Below are 17,323 nucleotides of genomic sequence, written 5' to 3' on the forward strand. Positions count from 1 at the left end.
GCTGCAGATGAAAATACGATGGCGATCACGCCACAGCCAGCCGTTTACGGGACTCAGAGGATGACCGTCAAGAGAAGGGAGGTCATGAGCTCGTTGCCTGGTCGACTGTTGCCTCTGGCTGGCCTGATTTCACCCGTATGGACCTGTTCAGGCCGCAAACCGGAGAAACCGCACATTGTAATGCAACGGCAGGCCGAATTGACCGGCGGGGCATGTAAAGCGGGGAGGGGAGGGGTGTTGCATTAAAGGCAATTATTTGCCTTGAGGTGGCGTTTCAACCCGTGATGGACTGATCCTGCGCCAACCATCGTTCTATCTCGCTGCCCAGCGTCAGCAGCGCCAGGTCGGCGCCGCGGCGCGCCACCAGTTGCACGGCCAGCGGCAATCCTGCGGAAAAGCCGCAAGGCAGGCTCAGGCAGGGCGTGCCCAGCATGCTCCAGGGGCGGTTGAACAGCGAGTTGCCGGTGCCGTCGGCGGCCGGCGGCGCAACGCCGGGGGCGCTGAAGCTGAGCAGGGCGTCGAAACCGCCGTTTGTCATGGCGGCGTCAAAAATGATGCGATGCCGTTCAACGAATTCAAGGGCTTCACGATAGCGCTCCGCCGGCACGGCGCGACCGGTCTCGATCAGGCGTTGCGTGGGCGTGGCCAGCCGTTCGCGGTGCAGGCGGTATTCAGGTTCAAGCGAGTGCGCGCCTTCGACCGCCATGATCAGGCTGTTGCATTCACCCAGCGCGGCCACATCGGCGGGGGCAATGTCGGGCATGCCGAACAGCATGCCGTACTGCTCCAGCACATGCCGTACCTGTCCCAGTGCGGCGACGGCAGCGGATGACGCCGCGGCGGCATGCGGGCCGGGAAACCAGGCGATGCGGATCGGCGTACCGACCGACGAAGGCGCTGCGCCGTCGGCCAGCACGTCGAACGCCAGCGCAATATCGGCGACGCTGCGCGCGTGCAATCCCACGGTGTCGCTGGACGGCGCCAGCGCTTTCATGCCGCTGCTGTCGATCAGCCCGTGCGTGGGTTTGAACCCGACCACCCCGCAAAACGCCGCCGGCCGGATGGTGGAGCCGCCGGTTTGCGAGCTGATGGCAAGGCCGGCCGTGCCGGCCGCAACGGCCGCCGCCGAGCCGCTCGACGATCCTCCCGGCGTATGCGCCGTGTCATGCGGATTGCGCGTCGGTCCGGGCGCGGCGTAGGCGAATTCGGTGGTGACGGTCTTGCCGAGAATGATTGCGCCGGCCCGGCGCAGGCGCGTCACCAGTGCGGCGTCGCGCGCCGGACGATGATCGCGGTAGAGCGCCGCGCCATAGGCGGTCGGCATGTCGGCGGTGTCGATGATGTCCTTGAGGCCGACGATCACGCCCGATAAAGAGCCGCGCGCGCCGTCATGGTCTTGTTTGCGTGCTGCCGCGAGCGCGCCCTCGGCGTCGAGCCAGCTCCAGGCATGGATATCCGGCTCGCGCTGCGCGATGCGTTCAAGCGTGGCGGCGACGATCTGCTCAACGCTGCAGGCGCCCGCCAGCACGCGCGCGTGCAGTTCGGACGCACTGCAATTCCAGAGCGGCAGGGTCATGGTTGTGGCGGATGAACGGCTTTCCAGTGTGCGGCGATGTCGGCGCGACGGCAGACCCAGACATCCTTGTGCGCGGCGACGTAGTCGAGGAAACGCGCCAAGCCGACGGCCCGGCCCGGATGGCCGATCAGGCGCAGGTGCAGGCCGACCGACATCATCTTCGGCGCAGTCGCGCCTTCTTGGTAAAGCATGTCGAAGCTGTCGCGCAGGAACTCGAAAAAGTCGTTGGCCGTGGTCATCGAGCCGCGGCTGAATTTGCCGTCGTTGTTGGCCAGGCTGTAGGGGATCACCAGATGGTCGCGCTGCTGCACGCGCACCCAGTACGGCAACTCGTCGTTGTAGGCGTCGGCGTCGTACAGGAAACCGCCGTGTTCGGCCAGCAGCCGGCGCGTGTCGAGCGTCGGCGCATAGCGGCAATACCAGCCCAGCGGCGGCGTGCCGATGCTGCGCGTAATGGAGTCGTAAGCGGCGCGGATTTCTTCGGCTTCCTGTGCGGGCGTGAATTGCTGGGCGCGCACCCAGCGTCGGCCATGGCTGCAGACGTCGTAACCGGCTGTGCGGATCGCGCGCGCCACCGCCGGATTGCGTTCCAGCGCCAGCGCCGTGGCGAACACCGTGGCCGGCATGGCGCGCGCCTGCAGCAGGCGCAGCACGCGCCAGATGCCGACGCGGCTGCCGTATTCGTACATCGATTCGGCCGCCAGGTCGCGTCCCTCGAAGCCCCCCGAGCCGCCTTCGATCAGGCCGGTTTCGGTGACGCCGTCGCCATCGTCGAAGGACATTTCCGAACCTTCTTCGTAATTGATGACGATGTTCAGCGCCAGCCTGGCGTTGCCGGGCCAGCGCGCGTGCGGCGGATGTTCGCCGTAGCCGACGAAGTCGCGCGCCAGATGGGAGTGCTGATCGGAACCTGCGTCAGACATGATGATCTCCTTGCGGGGTGGCGGTGCCAATATCGGCGATGGTGACCTCGACCGGTTGTTCCAGATGCGCGATCACGGTGTCGTCGCCGCGGCCCGTGTGGCCCATCATCACGACCACTTCGTTGGGGCAGTCCACCGAGGTAAAAGTATAGTGCCACACGTTGGGCCGGTAGCTCACGCCCTGGCCGCCCTGCGTCAGGAAGGCGCGCAGGGCGCCCAGGTCGGGCCGGCCGTCGGCGCCGCCGGGCGCCACCACCACCAGGCAACGGCCCGCTTGCATCGGCACGAAGGTCTGCGCCGAATGCGGATGGCTTTCCATCATGTCCACCAGCACCACCGGATCGGTCACCTGCGGCAGTCGATTGACCCACAGTTGCGGCCGGTTGTCGTCGGCGAATTGCAGGCTGAAATCTTGCCGGCGCAGGTCGCTCTTGTTCTCCAGAAGTTCGCCGAAAGCGGCGAAGCGTTCCGCGCTGATCGGTTCAGCGGCCAGTTGTCTGTGCATGCAGTTTTCCATCATTGGTATTGGTGTTGTCGGTTGAAGCGTCCGCGGCGGAGATACGGCTCGAACGGTACAGCTTGGTGGTGCGGAATATCAGCATCAGCACGATGCCGCAGGCCATGAAGCCGAAGAAGATATAGCCGGTGGCGGCGAAGCTGCCCGTGGTCTGGCGGCTCCAGCCCAGGAGGCTCGGTGCAATCACGCCGGACAGGTTGGCCAGCGAATTGATGAAGGCCACCGCCGCCGCTGCGGTGGCGCCGGTCAGCAGCGAGGTTGGCAGGCTCCACAGCACCACGTTGGAAGCGTACACGCCCATGGCCGCAATGATCAGGCCGCACATCGCAGCGGCGTGTACATCCAGCATGCGCGACAGCACCAGGAAGCCGATCGCGGCCAGCGCGAACGAACCGATCAGATGCCACACGCGTTCACGCTTGGCGTCCGAATGGCGGCCCCAGAACACCATCGCCAGCGCGCCGAACAGGTAAGGCACGGCGCTCAGGTAACCGACCACGCTGTCGGTGTAGCCGAAGCTCTTGATGATCTGCGGCAGGAAGAAGGCGATGCCGGTGGTGCCGAACACGATGCAGAACAGCGTCCCGGCGAGCAGCAGCACCGCCGGATTGGTGAACGCCGCCGACAGTTTGTAATGGCCGCCGGCGTCCAGCGCCTGGCGTTCACGCGTCATGATCAGTTCCAGTCGTTGCTTTTCGTCGGCGCTGAGCCATGTCACTTCGGACGGGCGATCGGCCAGCATGCGCAGACAGGCCAGGCCCAGCAGCAGGGCGGGGACGGCTTCGATGATGAACATCCATTGCCAGCCGCGCAGTCCGGCCACGCCGTTCATGCCGTCCAGGATGATGCCCGAGATCGGGCTGCCGATCAGGCCGGACAGCGGAATCGCCACCATGAAGATGCCGGTGACGCGGGCCCGGTAGCTGGTCGGGAACCAGCGGCCGATGTACACCATGATGCCGGGGAAGAAGCCGGCTTCCGAGGCGCCCAGCAGGAAGCGCAGCACGTAGAAACTCTTTTCGCCGCTGACGAAGGCCATGCACAGCGACACGATGCCCCAGGTGATCATGATGCGGGCGATCCAGACGCGCGCGCCGACCTTGGCAAGGATCAGATTGCTCGGCACTTCAAAGAAGAAATAACCGATGAAGAACATGCTGGCGCCGAAGCCGTAAGCGATGCTGGACAGGCCGAGGTCGGCGTTCATCTGCAGCGAGGCGAAGGAAATGTTGACGCGGTCGAGAAAGGCGATGAAGTACAGCAGCATGAGGAAGGGAATGATCTTCCACATCAGTTTTTTCATCAGGACAGCATCGTGGTGGCTGTCTTCGTGTGTGGTTGCCGGATGCATGGCGCTCCCCTTTGGATTGGCGATGGATGACGAAGTGACGATCGATGACATTGACGACATGTCGGCGATGGCCATCGCCGGCAGGCAAAGCGGAGCAGCTGCGGTGTATTCGGCTTGATTACGGATCCACTGCGGATTGATTTGTGATCGTTCCGGGACCAATTTTAGGGGCATGGATATAATAGTCAACTATTAATATTTATCCACTTTCTATTAGGTTTGGTTATTATGAATTTGCGCCTGTTGAGCATCTTCCGCGCCGTCATGGCCAGCCAGAGCACCGTCGGCGCCGCGCGCACCCTGGGCATTTCGCAGCCGGCGGTCAGCAACGCCATCCGCCAGCTGGAAGAAGAACTCGGCTTCGAATTGTTCAACCGCGTCGGTAACCGCCTGGTCGCGCGCGAAGAGGCCAAGGTGCTGCTGACCGAGTCGGATGCGATGTTCCTGTTTTCGCGCAAGCTTGACGACGTCGCCGAAGATCTCAAGGAGAATCGTGTCGGCCGCATCCGCGTGACGGCCACGCCGCAGCTCGGCCACACTGTGCTGCCCGGCGCGATCCAGCGCTTCCTGGTCGAGCGGCCCAAGGTCAAGGTCTTGTGCGACGTCATCGATTCGCACAAGGTGATCGAGAGCGTCGACGCCCAGGCCGCCGATTTCGGCCTGGCGATCGCGCTCGAGCCTGAGCTCAGCGACAGCCTCAAGATGGTGCTGATGACCGACATCGAAATGGTCTGCGTGCTGCCCGCCGGCCACGCGCTGGCGGGCAAGGCGACCATCTCGCCGGAAGACCTGCGTGCGCATCCGCTGATCGCACTGGAAAGCTCGGCGCGCCTGAGTCCGATGGTGCGCGCGGCCTTCAGCCACGCGGGCGTGCCGCACCGCGCGGCGGTCGAAGTACGCTATTCGGAAACCGCCTGCCTGCTGGTGCGCGCCGGTGCCGGCGTGACGGTGGTGGACTGGTTCTCCGCCAGCACCTTGCGCCACGATCCAGCGGTGGTCATCGTGCCGTTCCGGCCGCAGATCATGGTCAACGTCTGGGCCATCTTTCCCAAGGCGCGTCCGCCGTCGCGGCTGGCGTATGCCTTGCTGGAAGAAATCAAGGACGGCATCAATGCATTGATGGAGCGCTGAGTTTCAACGCGCGGTTTTTCTTCCGTCCTTTCTTCCTCTCTTTTCTTTCCTTTCCTCTGTAGTACTCCTCCTGCGCACTTCCGTGGCGCTGCTCTTCTGCGCGTCCGGCGGCTGTCGTTTCGTCCTTTTTGGCGTCATGTTTCATGCAAAAAGAAAATTAAAATTGTTCATTGTATGAATAAAATATTTGCACTATAGTAAACACGGCATCACACAAAACAATGCAGGCAAGACAATAAAACAGGAGACGAAAGACATGGATACACAGATGCAAACGGCGGCACAGCCGCGCCGGTGGCGGCAAGCTCGCCGCTGGACGACGGGATTGAAGCGCACCGGACTGGCCGCGTTGCTGGCGGGCACCTTCGCCGGCGCCCATGCGGCGCCCGGTGTTTTTTCCGGCGACGTGGTGAAGATCGGCATCCTCAACGATCAGTCGGGTTTGTACGCCGACCTGGCCGGATTGGGCTCGGTCGAGGCGGCCAAGATGGCCATCGAGGAAATGGGCGGCACGGTCGCCGGCAAAAAGATCGAGCTGGTGTCGGGCAACCACCAGAACAAGGCCGACGTCGGCGCGGTGATCGCGCGCGGCTGGTTCGACAAGGATGGCGTCGACATGATCGCCGATTTCTCGAATTCGTCGGTGGCGTTCTCGGTGCAGGGGCTGGCCGCCGAGCGCGGCAAGATCGCCATGATCGCGGCGGCGTCGTCCGATTTCACCGGCAAGTCGTGCACCGCGACCTCGGCGCAATGGGTCTACAACAGTTACACCAACGGCTACGGCCTGGCCAAGGTACTGACCGAGCAAGGCTACAACACCTGGTTCCTGCTAACGGTCGATTATGCGTTCGGCCATGCCTTCGCGAGCGACATGAAGGCGGCGATCAAGGCCGCCGGCGGCACCGTGGTCGGCGAGGCGCGCCATCCGCTCAATGCCTCCGACATGAGCTCCTTCCTGCTGCAGGCGCAGGCCTCCAAAGCCAAGATCATCGGCCTGGCCAGCGCCGGCGCCGACATGACGACGGCAATCAAGCAGGCCGGCGAGTTCGGGGTCACGACCAACCAGGCGCTGGCGGCGCCGGCGGTGTTCCTGACCGATATCCACGGCATGGGTCTCAAGGCGGCGCAGGGTTTGCGTTTCATCACGGCGTTCTACTGGGATCGCAACGAGCGTACGCGCGAGTGGGCCAAGCGCTTCTACCAGCGCCGCAAGGCCATGCCGACCATGACCCAGGCGGGCGTGTATTCCTCCGTGCTGCATTACCTCAAAGCGGTCAAGGCGGCCAACACCGACAACGCCGCCGAGGTCATGAAGAAGATGCGCGAGCTGCCGGTCGACGACATGTTTGCGCAAAACGGCCATTTGCGTGAAGACGGCCAGATGGTGCACGACATGTTCCTGGTCGAAGTCAAGAAGCCGTCGGAATCGAAAGCGCCATGGGATTACTACAAGGTGCTTTCCACCATCCCGGGCGACAAGATCTTCAAGCCGCTGGCACAGACCGATTGCCCGCTGGTCAAGAAATGATCAGCATTAATCAGAATTAACCAAGGAGATGACGATGTCTGAAGTTGCAAAAAAATCCGAACAGAAAGATCCGCCGCCGCAGGTACGGCACGTCGACGAGATGGAATGGGAAACCATTCGCTGGCCTGGCGAAACCGGCAAGATGCTGTTCCACCCGAGTGAAGAAAATCCGACGGCGCCGAACGCCGGCCTGCTGCGGCTGGCGCCGGGTGCGCATCATCCGTGGCACCGCCACGATTTCGCCCAGGTCTGGTACATCCTCGAGGGCGAGTTCACCATCGGCGGCAGGGTGTGCACGCCCGGCACCATGCTGTGCCACGGTGACCCGCATTGCGAAGAAGAATTGCATACGGAGCATGGCGGCGTGATTCTCATCGTGCAGTATCCGGGACCGACCACGGGCGGCCGGCCGATCTACGACAAGCGCTTCAACATGAAAAAACGCATTGAAGTCGCCTTGGAGCGCACGGACATCTGAGCGGAAAAAATCCCCGTACTCACCTGCAGTAAAAACGGTCGCATGGACGCATGCGGCCGTTTGTCTTTGCTGCGCATGAGGACGGGTACAATGCCGGAAACAGGCGCAGGCCTGCGTCTCTCACCAAAAAAAGCATGGATAATCCAGAACTTGTAGCGATACAGATCGGCAGCCGCATCCGCGAATGCCGGCGTGCGAAGAACATCACCTTGCAAGTCCTGAGCGACGAGACGGCGCTCTCCACCGGCTTCCTGTCAAAGCTGGAGCGCGGTGAAGCCAGCGCCTCGATCGCCAACCTGATCTCGATATCGAAGTACCTCGGCTTGTCTCTGCAGGACCTGTTCCAGACGTCCACCGAAACAGTGCCGCCGCCGCCCGACTATGTCCTGTCCAAGGCCAAGGCGCGCAACGACGAGGCGCCGTTGTCGGCGGCCGGGTATACCTTCCATCGCTCCTGCGGCGACTTGCCGGGGCAGCAGCTGGCGGCGTTCGAACTGGAATTTCCCGCCAACCAGGAAGCCCAGCCGGTGCTGGTGTCGCATGAAGGCGAAGAGGTGCTGTACATGCTCGACGGTAAACTGGAATTCCATATCGGCGACGACGTGCTGATTCTGGAGCGCGGCGATTGCCTGCATTTCAACTGCGAAAAGCCGCACATGGGGCGCAACATCGGCGCCAAGACTGCGCGCCTGATGATGGTTGTGTCGAGCGCGTCGCCGATCAAGCGGCGCTTCGGCAAGGGCTAGGCAATCGCGCAGGCTGCTGTTTGCCGCTCGCTCTTCGCAAGTTCCTCGCGCAACTCCCGGTAAGCCTGCACCAGCATCTCCTGGCTGAATCCGCGATTCAGTCCGCTGGGATTCGGCAAGAGCCACACCATCGTGCCGCCGAACCTTTCCGACTGTTTTCCCCAACCGACTTTGGGCTGTCCCGTAATGGCCTGATACGCAGGCTTGCCCAAGAACGCCAGGCACTTCGGTCTGATCTGTTCGATCTTCTTGCGCAGTGTTTCGGCGGAACGAATGAACTCATCTCGCACCAACTCATCGGCCCGCGCAGTCGGCCGCTCGACCACAGTCGTCAGGCCGCAGCGATGATCCAGAATGTTGCGATCGTCAAGCGGATCGATGAGCCCGGGCGTGAAACCGGACAGATGCACGGTCTTCCAGAAACGATTGCTCCTGCCCATGAAATGGTGCCCGCTCGCTGCTGCGCGCAGGCCCGGATTGATGCCGCAGAAGACGACGTCGAGACCGGGGGAAAGAAGATCGGGAAGAGAGGAGGCTACAGTAACGGATGGCATCATGGCGGCGCTGTCTGGACATAATCAAGGTGCGGAGGTGAGATCGAGGATCTCCGCAACGACGCTGATTATGGGCAAGGATGAGCGCAGGAACAACCGCTGTCATGTGTTGTTATCGGCCATTCCACGCCTGATTCGGGCCATCCTTCTGGCACGCCTCTTACATCAGGATGATGTCGTACTGCTCCTGCTGATAATCGGTCTGCACCTGCAATGAAATCGGCTTCTTGATGAAGTCGCCGAGCATGGCCAGGTGTTGCGATTCTTCTTCGAGGAACATGTCGACCACCACCTGTGCGGCAAGGATGCGGAATTCGCGTGGGTTGAACTGCTTGGCTTCGCGCAGCACCTCGCGCAGGATTTCGTAGCAGACCGTACGCGAGGTCTTGACCTGGCCCTTGCCTTTGCAGGCCGGGCAGGTCTCGCACAGGATATGCGCCAGCGATTCGCGCGTGCGCTTGCGGGTCATTTCCACCAGCCCCAGAGCCGAAAAATTGGACACCGAAATCTTGGTGCGGTCGCGGTGCAAGGCCTTGTTCAGTTCCAAGAGCACGGCGCTGCGGTGCTCGAGGTTTTCCATGTCGATGAAGTCGAGGATGATGATGCCGCCCAGATTGCGCAAGCGCAGCTGGCGTGCGATCGCGTGCGCGGCTTCCAAGTTGGTCTTGAAGATGGTGTCGTCGAAGTTGCGGCCGTTGACGAAGCTGCCGGTATTGACGTCGATGGTGGTCATCGCTTCGGTCTGGTCGACGATCAGGTAGCCGCCCGACTTGAGGTCGACGCGGCGTCCCAGTGCGCGTTCGATTTCTTCTTCCACGCCGTACAGGTCGAACAGCGGGCGTTCGCCGCGGTAGTGCATCAGCTTGGGCAGCACCGATGGCGTGTAGAGCGTGCCGAACTCCTGCAGCATCTGGAAGTTCTCGCGCGAGTCGACCTGGATGTTCGAGGTGTCGTCGCTGACGAAATCGCGCAGCACGCGCTGGGCCAGGCTCAGGTCCTGGTACATCAGCGTCGGCGCGGGTTTGGTCTTGGTCTGGGCAATGATGCTGGCCCAGGTCTTGCGCAGGTATTCGACATCCATCTGCAGGTCGGCGTCGGAGGCGTCTTCGGCCATGGTGCGGATGATGAAGCCGCCTTTTTCTTCCGGCGGCAGCAGGCTCTGCACTTTGCTGCGCAGCAGTTCGCGTTCGGCTTCGTTCTCGATGCGCTGCGAAATGCCGATGTGCTTGTCCTGCGGCAGGTAGACCAGCATGCGGCCGGCAATCGAGATCTGCGTCGACAGGCGCGCGCCCTTGGTGCCGATCGGATCCTTGATCACCTGCACGGTGATGGTCTGGCCGTCGAACAGCAGTTTTTCGATCGGGACCTGCGGCGCGCTCTGGCCATGCTGGCCGTGCTGTCCATCATGCGGCTTGGCTTCCCAGATGTCGGCGACATGCAGGAAGGCGGCGCGTTCGAGGCCGATGTCGATGAAGGCCGATTGCATGCCGGGCAGCACGCGCACGACTTTGCCGAGGTAGACGTTGCCGGCCAGGCCGCGCGACAGCGTGCGCTCGATGTGCAGCTCTTGCACCGCGCCTTGCAGGATGAGCGCCACGCGCGTCTCCTGCGGCGTGATGTTGATCAGGATGTCTTCGTTCATGGTCTGGTGACCCTAAAAATGGTGAATGCTGGAAAGGGCTGGCGCGGACGGATAGGGAAGCCGTCCGCTGCAGCTCACAATGTGGCTTGCGGCAAGATGCGCATGCCGGTCTTCTGCAGCAATTGCGCGGTCTCGAACAGCGGCAGGCCCATGATGCCGGAATGACTGCCGGCGATGTCCTTGATGAACACTGACGCCAGGCCTTGGATGCCGTAGCCGCCGGCCTTGTCGAACGGCTCCTGGGTCGAGCAGTAGGCGCGGATCATGTCGTCGGTCAGCGCTTCGAAGGCGACGTCGGAATATTGCGTGATCTGCCACATCTGTTCCTGGAAGGCCACCGCGACGCTGGTCAGCACCTGGTGCGTGCGGCCGGACAGGCGCGTGATCATCTCGACGGCTTCCCTGACATCGACCGGTTTGCCAAGGATCAGGTCGTCCACCACCACGGTGGTGTCGGCCGACAGGATGGGGCGCATCGGCAATTGCCGGTACAGCATGGTCTGGCGTGCGCTGAGGAGTTTGTCGTGGGTGACGCGGGCGACGTAGTCGGCCGGCTTCTCGTTCGGCAGAACTTGCTCGTCGACTTCCTTGTCGTTGAGCAGCAATTCGAAATCGATGCCGATCTGGCGCAGCAGTTCGCGCCGGCGGGGACTCTTGGAGGCGAGGTAGATTTTTTTGTCAGCAAGTTTCATGAAGCAACACTTCTCAGTATTTATCCGTACAACATCTTCGAATCGTTGAAGGCGTTGTGCTTGCTTGTTTTTCTTACCTGATCGGTTTCCTATACGCGGTGATACGGATGATTCTGCGTAATCGACCAGGCGCGGTACAACTGTTCCGCCAGCAGCACGCGCACCATGCCGTGCGGCAGCGTCAGGCTGGAGATGCGCACCAGCATGTCGGCATTGGCCTTGAGGCCTGGATCGAGCCCGTCGGCGCCGCCGATGACGAAGGCGACGTCGCGGCCGTCCTGCTGCCATTGCACCAGCAACTGCGACAGCTGCATCGAGGTGATGTCCTTGCCGTGCTCGTCCAGCGCCACGACGCGCGCGCCTTTCGGCAGCGCTGCTTCGATCTTGCTGCGTTCCTGCGACATCACGGTTTCTGCGGTCCTGCTGCCGGAGCGTTCGATCGGTTTGATTTCTTTCAACAGGACCCGGCATTCGGCCGGCATCCTCTTGGCGTATTCATTAAATCCCGATTCGATCCAGCCCGGCATTTTGTGGCCGACGGCGGCAATGATGAGCTGCATGGCTCACACTACCGGGGTCAGGCCTTGGCTTTTGGACGTGCCGGACGCTTGGCCGCGGCCGCTTTCTTCGACGCCACGGCGCTTTTCGGCATGGCGACCTTGACGGTGGTGCCGACTGCTTTTTTAGCCGGGGCCTTGCGCTTGACCGCCGTGCCGGTGCCGGCGGCAGCCTTGTTCTTGGCTGCGCTGAGCGTGGTCGAGGCGCGTGGCGTACGGGTGGTCTTCGGCGCCGGCTTGGCGTCGGTGGTGACCGAGGTGGCGCGCGGCTTGCGTGCCGGTTTCTTCGGTGCGTCGTCGTCGATGGCCTGGCTGGCTTCAACCGCTTCGGCTTGCTCGCGGGTGCGGCGGATCTTGGCCGGCTTTTCGTCTTCGGATGCCTTCTTGGCGGCGGCGCTGGAGGCGACGCGCTTGGCAGCACCCATCTTCACTTCCTTGTCGCCCCAGATTTCTTCCAGGCGGTAGTAGGCGCGGATGGCCGGCTGCATGATATGGACGATCATGTCGCCCAGATCGACCAGCACCCATTCGCCGGTGTCTTCGCCTTCGACGCTGACGACATTGCCGCCCTTGGCCTTGACCTTGTCGCGCACCGAAGCGGCCAGCGCCTTGGTCTGGCGGTTCGAAGTGCCGGAGGCGATCGCCACGCGGTCGAACAGGCTGGTCAGGTGAGTGGTGTCATAGATCTTGATGTCCTGAGCTTTGACGTCTTCCAGCGCGTCGACGACGGCGGTTTGCAGTTTTTTGATATCCATTAGTTTTGATAGAGATGATGTTGTTCGATATAGTCTAGCACCCTCGCCGGGATCAGCGACTCCGGTCTTTCGCCGCGTTGCAGCAAGGAACGGATCTCGGTCGATGAAATGTCGACGTCGAGACTGGATGCCAGATAGGCTTTGCCGTGCGAGGTGGTGCGTATTTCCTTTTCAGTGCCGGCACGGCGTGTAAATTCCTGCATGACAATATCCGGCACCTGCGCAGCGTCGATACCGAAGCCCGGGCGCGAAGCGGCGCACAGGTGGGCGTAATCGAACAGCTGTTGCCAGCCTTGCCAGGTATCCAGATGCTGCAATTGGTCTGCGCCCATCAGGAAAACGATGGAGACCTCGGGACCGAGCTCGGCGCGCAAGGCCTGCAAGGTATCGATGGTGTAAGTTGCCGTCGTGCGGCGAATTTCCTGTTGGTCAATCACCACAGGAACGTGTTCATGGCTGAACGCCAGCCCGACCATTTCCACGCGTTGCGCCGCCGTCGCCTGCAAACCGTGCTTCTGCCACGGGTTGCCGGCCGGAATCACGCGCAGCTCGTCCGGCTGCAGCAGCTCGACGAAATGATCGCCCAGCGCGACGTGGCCGTTGTGCACGGGATCGAAGCTGCCGCCCAGAATGGCGATACAGCGCGTGGCTTGCACGGGCAAGGGGGCTGTGACCATCAAATCCATTCCTTGTGCGGCAGGAAGTCGCTGTACAGCTGCGCTTCCGGGCTGCCGTCTTGCGGCTGCCAGTTATAGCGCCACTTCACCACCGGCGGCATCGACATCAGGATCGATTCGGTGCGTCCGCCCGATTGCAGGCCGAACAGCGTGCCGCGGTCGAACACCAGGTTGAACTCGACATAACGTCCGCGCCGATAGGCCTGGAAATCCCGTTCACGTTCGCCGTAAGGCGTGTCCTTGCGCTGCTCCAGGATCGGCAGGTAGGCGCCGGTAAAGCTGTCGCCGACGCTGCGCATCAGCGCAAAACTGTCGTCCAGCGGCAGCGCGTTGAAATCATCAAAGAAAATCCCGCCGACGCCGCGCGCTTCCTTGCGATGCTTCAGGTAAAAATAGTCGTCGCACCACTTCTTGAAGCGCGGATGCAGTTCGTTACCGAACGGCGCCAGCGCATCGCGGCAGCTGCGGTGGAAATGGGTCGCGTCTTCCGCGAAGCCGTAATACGGCGTCAGGTCCATGCCGCCGCCGAACCACCAGACCGGCTCCTGGTTCTGGCCGTCCGCTTTGGCGACGAAGAAGCGCACATTCATGTGCACCGTCGGCGCATAGGGATTGCGCGGATGCAGCACCAGCGACACGCCCATGGCTTCCCATTCGCGACCGGCGATTTCCGGACGGTTGGCCGCCGCTGACGGAGGCAGGTTCTTGCCCATCACGTGCGAAAAACCGACGCCGCCGCGTTCAAATACATTGCCTTCTTCGATGATGCGCGAAGTCCCGCCGCCGCCTTCAGGGCGTTCCCAGGAATCGGTGAGGAAGGTTTTGCCGTCAACTCCTTCCAGCGCCGCGACAATGCGTTGCTGGAGGTCTTGCAGATAGGCTTTAATGGTTGAGGCGGTGGCGGTTGCTGTCACGGAGTATCGTCGCTGCTAGGGGGCGTGGGGGCAGCCGCAAAGGCGCTCTTGGTGCACGCAAGAAAAATTACCCCCGCGATTGTACCCTGACGGAGCCGTCAGCGGGTAGCCCGAAGCCGTTTAGGCGGCTTCGGAGCAGGCTTTTGGTGGGTTTAGGTGGCGCTTGGCGGGACGGATGCCGCCGGCTCAGACGGATTCGGATTGGCAACACTGACCTGATATGTGGCAGGCGCCGGCCAACCCGCTTCTGCGCAGGTTTGCGCGATGGCGCGGTTGGTGTCGTTGTAGACCTGGCCGAAATTCGGTGTCGGGGCGAACAGGCGCACTGCCAGCAGGGTGCCGGTGGTGTTGAATTCCTGGATCACCACGGCTGGCGCCGGATCGACCAGCACATTCGGGATCTGCGCCACTTTTGTACTCAGGCGCGTGATGGCCTCGGCCGGATCGACGCCATAGGCGATCTGGCAGCGCAAGTCGACACGTCGGGTCGGCTGGACGTTGTAATTGGTGATGATGTCGGAGAACAACTTGTTGTTGCCGATGATCACACGCAGATTGTTGTCGGTCAGCATGGTCGTGGTGACCAGGCCAATGTCAGTGACGGTGCCGGTCTGGCCCGCCGCCGTGATGTAGTCGCCGACCTTGAACGGACGCAGCACCACCAGGAAGATGCCGGCCGCGAAATTCGACAGCAGGCCCGACCAGGCCACGCCCAGCGCCACACCGACCGCGCCGATCATGGCCGCGAACGAGGTGGTCGGCACGCCGCACACTTCCAGGATGCCCATCACCAGCAGTACGCGCAAGACCACGTGGATCGCCGAAATGGCGTAGTTCACCAGTGTTGGTTCGAGCTGGCGCGCGGTCAGCACGCGCCGCACCACCTTGGCGAAGGTGCCGATCAGCATGCCGCCGACGAACCAGATGACCAGCGCCGCCAGGACCTTGAGGCCGAACGGCACCAGATAGAGATTAATCAGGTTGTCGAGGTTGAGCAGGTGTTGTTGCATGCGGTTTTCCTGTGTTGAATGCGTTGTTGACCGGGATTAGGTGCTTACGGGCCGTTTTTGTTGCAGATTTTTAGCTATTTTATGGAAAACGGGCAGTTTCAAAGCAAAAAACCTCGCAAAACCCAAAGTTTGCGAGGTTTTTCACGATTCCGGATGCCGTAATCAGCGCTTGATCGCGCGCCAGCCGATGTCGCGGCGCAGTTGCGCGCCTTCGAAATGGATCAGGTCGGTGACGGCGTAGGCCTGTTTCTGCGCTACCTTGACGCTGTCGCCCAGACCGACCACGCACAGCACGCGGCCGCCCGAAGTGGTCAGCTTGTCGCCGGTCAAGGTGGTGCCTGCATGGAAGGTGACGCAATCGTCGGTTTCCGCCGGAATGTCGGTGATCAGGTCGCCCTTGCGCGGCGCATCCGGATAGCCGGCGGCAGCCATCACCACGCCCAGCGCGGTGCGGCGGTCCCATTCCAGTTCGATGGTGTCGAGCGTACCGTTGACGGCATGTTCCATCACGGCCAGCAGGTCGGTCTTGAGGCGCGCCATGATCGGCTGTGTCTCAGGATCGCCCATGCGGCAGTTGAATTCCAGCGTCTTCGGATTGCCCTTGTCGTCGATCATCAGGCCGGCATACAGGAAGCCGGAGAACGGGATGCCGTCCTTGGCCATGCCTTGCACGGTCGGCACGATGATTTCGCGCATCACGCGCGCGTGCAGCGCCGGCGTCACGATCGGGGCAGGGGAGTACGCACCCATGCCGCCGGTGTTCGGACCCTGGTCGTTGTCTTGCAGGCGTTTGTGGTCCTGGCTGGTGGCCAGCGGCAGAATGTTCTTGCCGTCCACCATGACGATGAAGCTGGCTTCTTCGCCGGCCAGGAATTCTTCGATCACGACGCGCGCGCCGGCGTCGCCGAGCTTGTTGTCCGACAGCATCATGTCGACCGCGCCGTGCGCTTCTTCCAATGTCAGCGCAACGACCACACCCTTGCCGGCGGCCAGGCCGTCGGCCTTGATGACGATCGGTGCGCCCTTCTGGTCGACGTAGTCGTGGGCCGCCTTGACGTCGGAGAAGGTCTGGTATTCAGCGGTCGGGATCGCATGGCGCTTCATGAAGGACTTGGAGAAATCCTTCGAGCTTTCCAGTTGCGCGGCTTCCTTGGTGGGGCCGAAGATCTTCAGGCCACGGGCGCGGAACAGGTTGACGATGCCGGCGGCCAGCGGGACTTCCGGACCGACCACGGTCAGCGCGACGTGTTCTTTTTCGACGAAGTCGGCGAGTTCGTTCAGATCGGTGATCGCCACGTTCTGCAGGCGCTCGTCGAGCGCGGTGCCGCCGTTGCCCGGGGCAACGTAGACGGTTTGGATGCGCGGCGATTGAGCGATTTTCCAGGCCAGTGCGTGTTCACGACCACCGGAGCCAACAACGAGAATTTTCATGATAGGGACTAGGTAAGAATGGTTGGCCGGCGGCTTTAATTTTCAATAACGGCGTTGCTGTAAATCTCTTGCACGTCGTCGAGGTTTTCCAGTGCATCCAGCAGTTTTTGCATCTTGACGGCGTCGTCGCCGGTGAAGACGGTTTCGGTCGCGGGCTTCATGATGATTTCGGCCATCTCGGCCTTGAAGCCGGCTTTTTCCATCGCGGCCTTGACGGCGCTGAAGTCGTGCGGCGGCGTCAACACTTCGATGCCGCCTTCGTCGTCGGTGAGGACGTCATCGGCGCCGGCTTCGAGCGCGGCTTCCATGATGGCGTCTTCGCTCACGCCGGGCGCGTACAGCAACTGGCCGCAGTGCTTGAACATGAACGACACCGAACCTTCGGTGCCCATGTTGCCGCCGTACTTGGAAAACGCGTGGCGCACGTCGGCCACGGTGCGGATGCGGTTGTCGGTCATGCAGTCGACGATGATGGCGGCGCCGTTGATGCCGTAGCCCTCGTAGCGGACTTCTTCGTAGTTGACGCCGTCCAGGGTGCCGTTGCCGCGCTGGATGGCGCGGGTGACGTTGTCCTTGGGCATGTTGGCGTCGGCGGCCTTGTCGACGGCCAGACGCAGGCGCGGGTTGGCGTCCACGTCGCCGCCGCCCATGCGGGCCGCCACGGTGATTTCCTTGATGAGGCGCGTCCAGATCTTGCCGCGCTTTTCGTCCTGACGGCCTTTACGATGCTGAATATTGGCCCATTTGCTGTGTCCAGCCATGATGAATCTTTCCTGCCTTGATGGAACGCGCTCCGTCCGGATGGGCGCGAAATTCGGCGGACTCTGCCTGAACTTCGCGT

The 17,323-nt window shown here is 62.2% G+C and carries 18 protein-coding genes; 4 read left to right on the forward strand and 14 right to left on the reverse strand.

The features are described from left to right. Nucleotides 1-274 precede the first annotated feature (274 nt). Genes ACIROW_RS09705 through ACIROW_RS09720 form a run of 4 tightly spaced genes read right to left on the reverse strand, consistent with a single transcriptional unit; the run spans nt 275 to nt 4,367 of the window. The gene (locus tag ACIROW_RS09705; RefSeq protein ID WP_402274634.1) at nt 275-1,576 is read right to left on the reverse strand and encodes an amidase; all 1,302 of its coding nucleotides are present in this window, start codon (nt 1,574-1,576) and stop codon (nt 275-277) included. Continuing rightward, complete coding sequence (locus ACIROW_RS09710; RefSeq protein ID WP_402274637.1) at nt 1,573-2,499, reverse strand: allantoinase PuuE; 927 nt, start codon at nt 2,497-2,499, stop codon at nt 1,573-1,575. The genes ACIROW_RS09705 and ACIROW_RS09710 overlap by 4 nt, the downstream gene beginning before the upstream one ends. After that, a complete protein-coding gene (locus tag ACIROW_RS09715; RefSeq protein ID WP_402274639.1) occupies nt 2,492-3,004 on the reverse strand; it encodes an ureidoglycolate lyase in 513 nt (170 codons plus the stop codon). Before ACIROW_RS09715 ends, ACIROW_RS09710 begins: the two co-directional genes overlap by 8 nt. Then, nucleotides 2,982-4,367: an MFS transporter gene (locus ACIROW_RS09720; RefSeq protein WP_402274642.1), complete on the reverse strand. Its 1,386-nt coding sequence runs from the start codon at nt 4,365-4,367 to the stop codon at nt 2,982-2,984. The genes ACIROW_RS09715 and ACIROW_RS09720 overlap by 23 nt, the downstream gene beginning before the upstream one ends. A gap of 228 nt (nt 4,368-4,595) precedes the next feature. Here ACIROW_RS09720 and ACIROW_RS09725 point away from each other — a divergent pair, with 228 nt between their 5' ends. The 4 genes from ACIROW_RS09725 (at nt 4,596) to ACIROW_RS09740 (ending at nt 8,250) form a co-directional block, all read left to right on the forward strand. Then, complete coding sequence (locus ACIROW_RS09725) at nt 4,596-5,498, forward strand: LysR family transcriptional regulator (protein ID WP_402274644.1); 903 nt, start codon at nt 4,596-4,598, stop codon at nt 5,496-5,498. Between the two features lie 268 nt (nt 5,499-5,766). Then, nucleotides 5,767-7,026, forward strand: a complete 1,260-nt coding sequence (locus ACIROW_RS09730) for an ABC transporter substrate-binding protein (protein ID WP_402274972.1) — start codon at nt 5,767-5,769, stop codon at nt 7,024-7,026. A 34-nt stretch (nt 7,027-7,060) separates the two neighbouring features. Then, entirely contained in the window at nt 7,061-7,504 is a 444-nt protein-coding gene (locus ACIROW_RS09735; RefSeq protein WP_402274646.1) for a cupin domain-containing protein, read from the forward strand. A 134-nt stretch (nt 7,505-7,638) separates the two neighbouring features. Then, nucleotides 7,639-8,250 carry a helix-turn-helix domain-containing protein gene (locus ACIROW_RS09740; protein ID WP_402274649.1) on the forward strand — a complete coding sequence of 204 codons (612 nt, stop codon included), beginning with the start codon at nt 7,639-7,641 and terminating at the stop codon, nt 8,248-8,250. Here ACIROW_RS09740 and mug read toward each other — a convergent pair. From mug to ACIROW_RS09790, 10 genes are all read right to left on the reverse strand, one after another. Continuing rightward, nucleotides 8,247-8,804: a G/U mismatch-specific DNA glycosylase gene (gene mug, locus ACIROW_RS09745; RefSeq protein ID WP_402274974.1), complete on the reverse strand. Its 558-nt coding sequence runs from the start codon at nt 8,802-8,804 to the stop codon at nt 8,247-8,249. The genes ACIROW_RS09740 and mug overlap by 4 nt on opposite strands. Before the next feature lie 160 nt (nt 8,805-8,964). Continuing rightward, a complete protein-coding gene (gene rng, locus ACIROW_RS09750) occupies nt 8,965-10,446 on the reverse strand; it encodes a ribonuclease G (RefSeq protein ID WP_402274651.1) in 1,482 nt (493 codons plus the stop codon). 74 nt (nt 10,447-10,520) lie between these two features. Continuing rightward, complete coding sequence (locus ACIROW_RS09755) at nt 10,521-11,138, reverse strand: Maf family protein (protein ID WP_402274653.1); 618 nt, start codon at nt 11,136-11,138, stop codon at nt 10,521-10,523. 89 nt (nt 11,139-11,227) lie between these two features. After that, nucleotides 11,228-11,698, reverse strand: coding sequence for a 23S rRNA (pseudouridine(1915)-N(3))-methyltransferase RlmH (gene rlmH / locus ACIROW_RS09760; protein ID WP_402274655.1), 471 nt, complete (start codon nt 11,696-11,698; stop codon nt 11,228-11,230). A gap of 17 nt (nt 11,699-11,715) precedes the next feature. Continuing rightward, nucleotides 11,716-12,450 carry a ribosome silencing factor gene (gene rsfS, locus ACIROW_RS09765; protein WP_402274657.1) on the reverse strand — a complete coding sequence of 245 codons (735 nt, stop codon included), beginning with the start codon at nt 12,448-12,450 and terminating at the stop codon, nt 11,716-11,718. Next, a complete protein-coding gene (locus ACIROW_RS09770; protein ID WP_402274659.1) occupies nt 12,450-13,127 on the reverse strand; it encodes a nicotinate-nucleotide adenylyltransferase in 678 nt (225 codons plus the stop codon). Before ACIROW_RS09770 ends, rsfS begins: the two co-directional genes overlap by 1 nt. Further along, nucleotides 13,127-14,041 carry an oxygen-dependent coproporphyrinogen oxidase gene (hemF, locus tag ACIROW_RS09775; RefSeq protein WP_402274661.1) on the reverse strand — a complete coding sequence of 305 codons (915 nt, stop codon included), beginning with the start codon at nt 14,039-14,041 and terminating at the stop codon, nt 13,127-13,129. The genes ACIROW_RS09770 and hemF overlap by 1 nt, the downstream gene beginning before the upstream one ends. Before the next feature lie 152 nt (nt 14,042-14,193). Then, entirely contained in the window at nt 14,194-15,051 is an 858-nt protein-coding gene (locus ACIROW_RS09780) for a mechanosensitive ion channel family protein (RefSeq protein WP_402274663.1), read from the reverse strand. Nucleotides 15,052-15,213: 162 nt separating this feature from the next. Beyond that, complete coding sequence (gene purD, locus ACIROW_RS09785) at nt 15,214-16,482, reverse strand: phosphoribosylamine--glycine ligase (protein WP_402274666.1); 1,269 nt, start codon at nt 16,480-16,482, stop codon at nt 15,214-15,216. Between the two features lie 35 nt (nt 16,483-16,517). Beyond that, nucleotides 16,518-17,243, reverse strand: a complete 726-nt coding sequence (locus tag ACIROW_RS09790; protein ID WP_402274668.1) for a YebC/PmpR family DNA-binding transcriptional regulator — start codon at nt 17,241-17,243, stop codon at nt 16,518-16,520. Between the last annotated feature and the right edge of the window lie 80 nt (nt 17,244-17,323).

Source organism: Herbaspirillum sp. NPDC101397, from assembly GCF_044767325.1.
Lineage (GTDB): Bacteria > Pseudomonadota > Gammaproteobacteria > Burkholderiales > Burkholderiaceae_D > Herbaspirillum.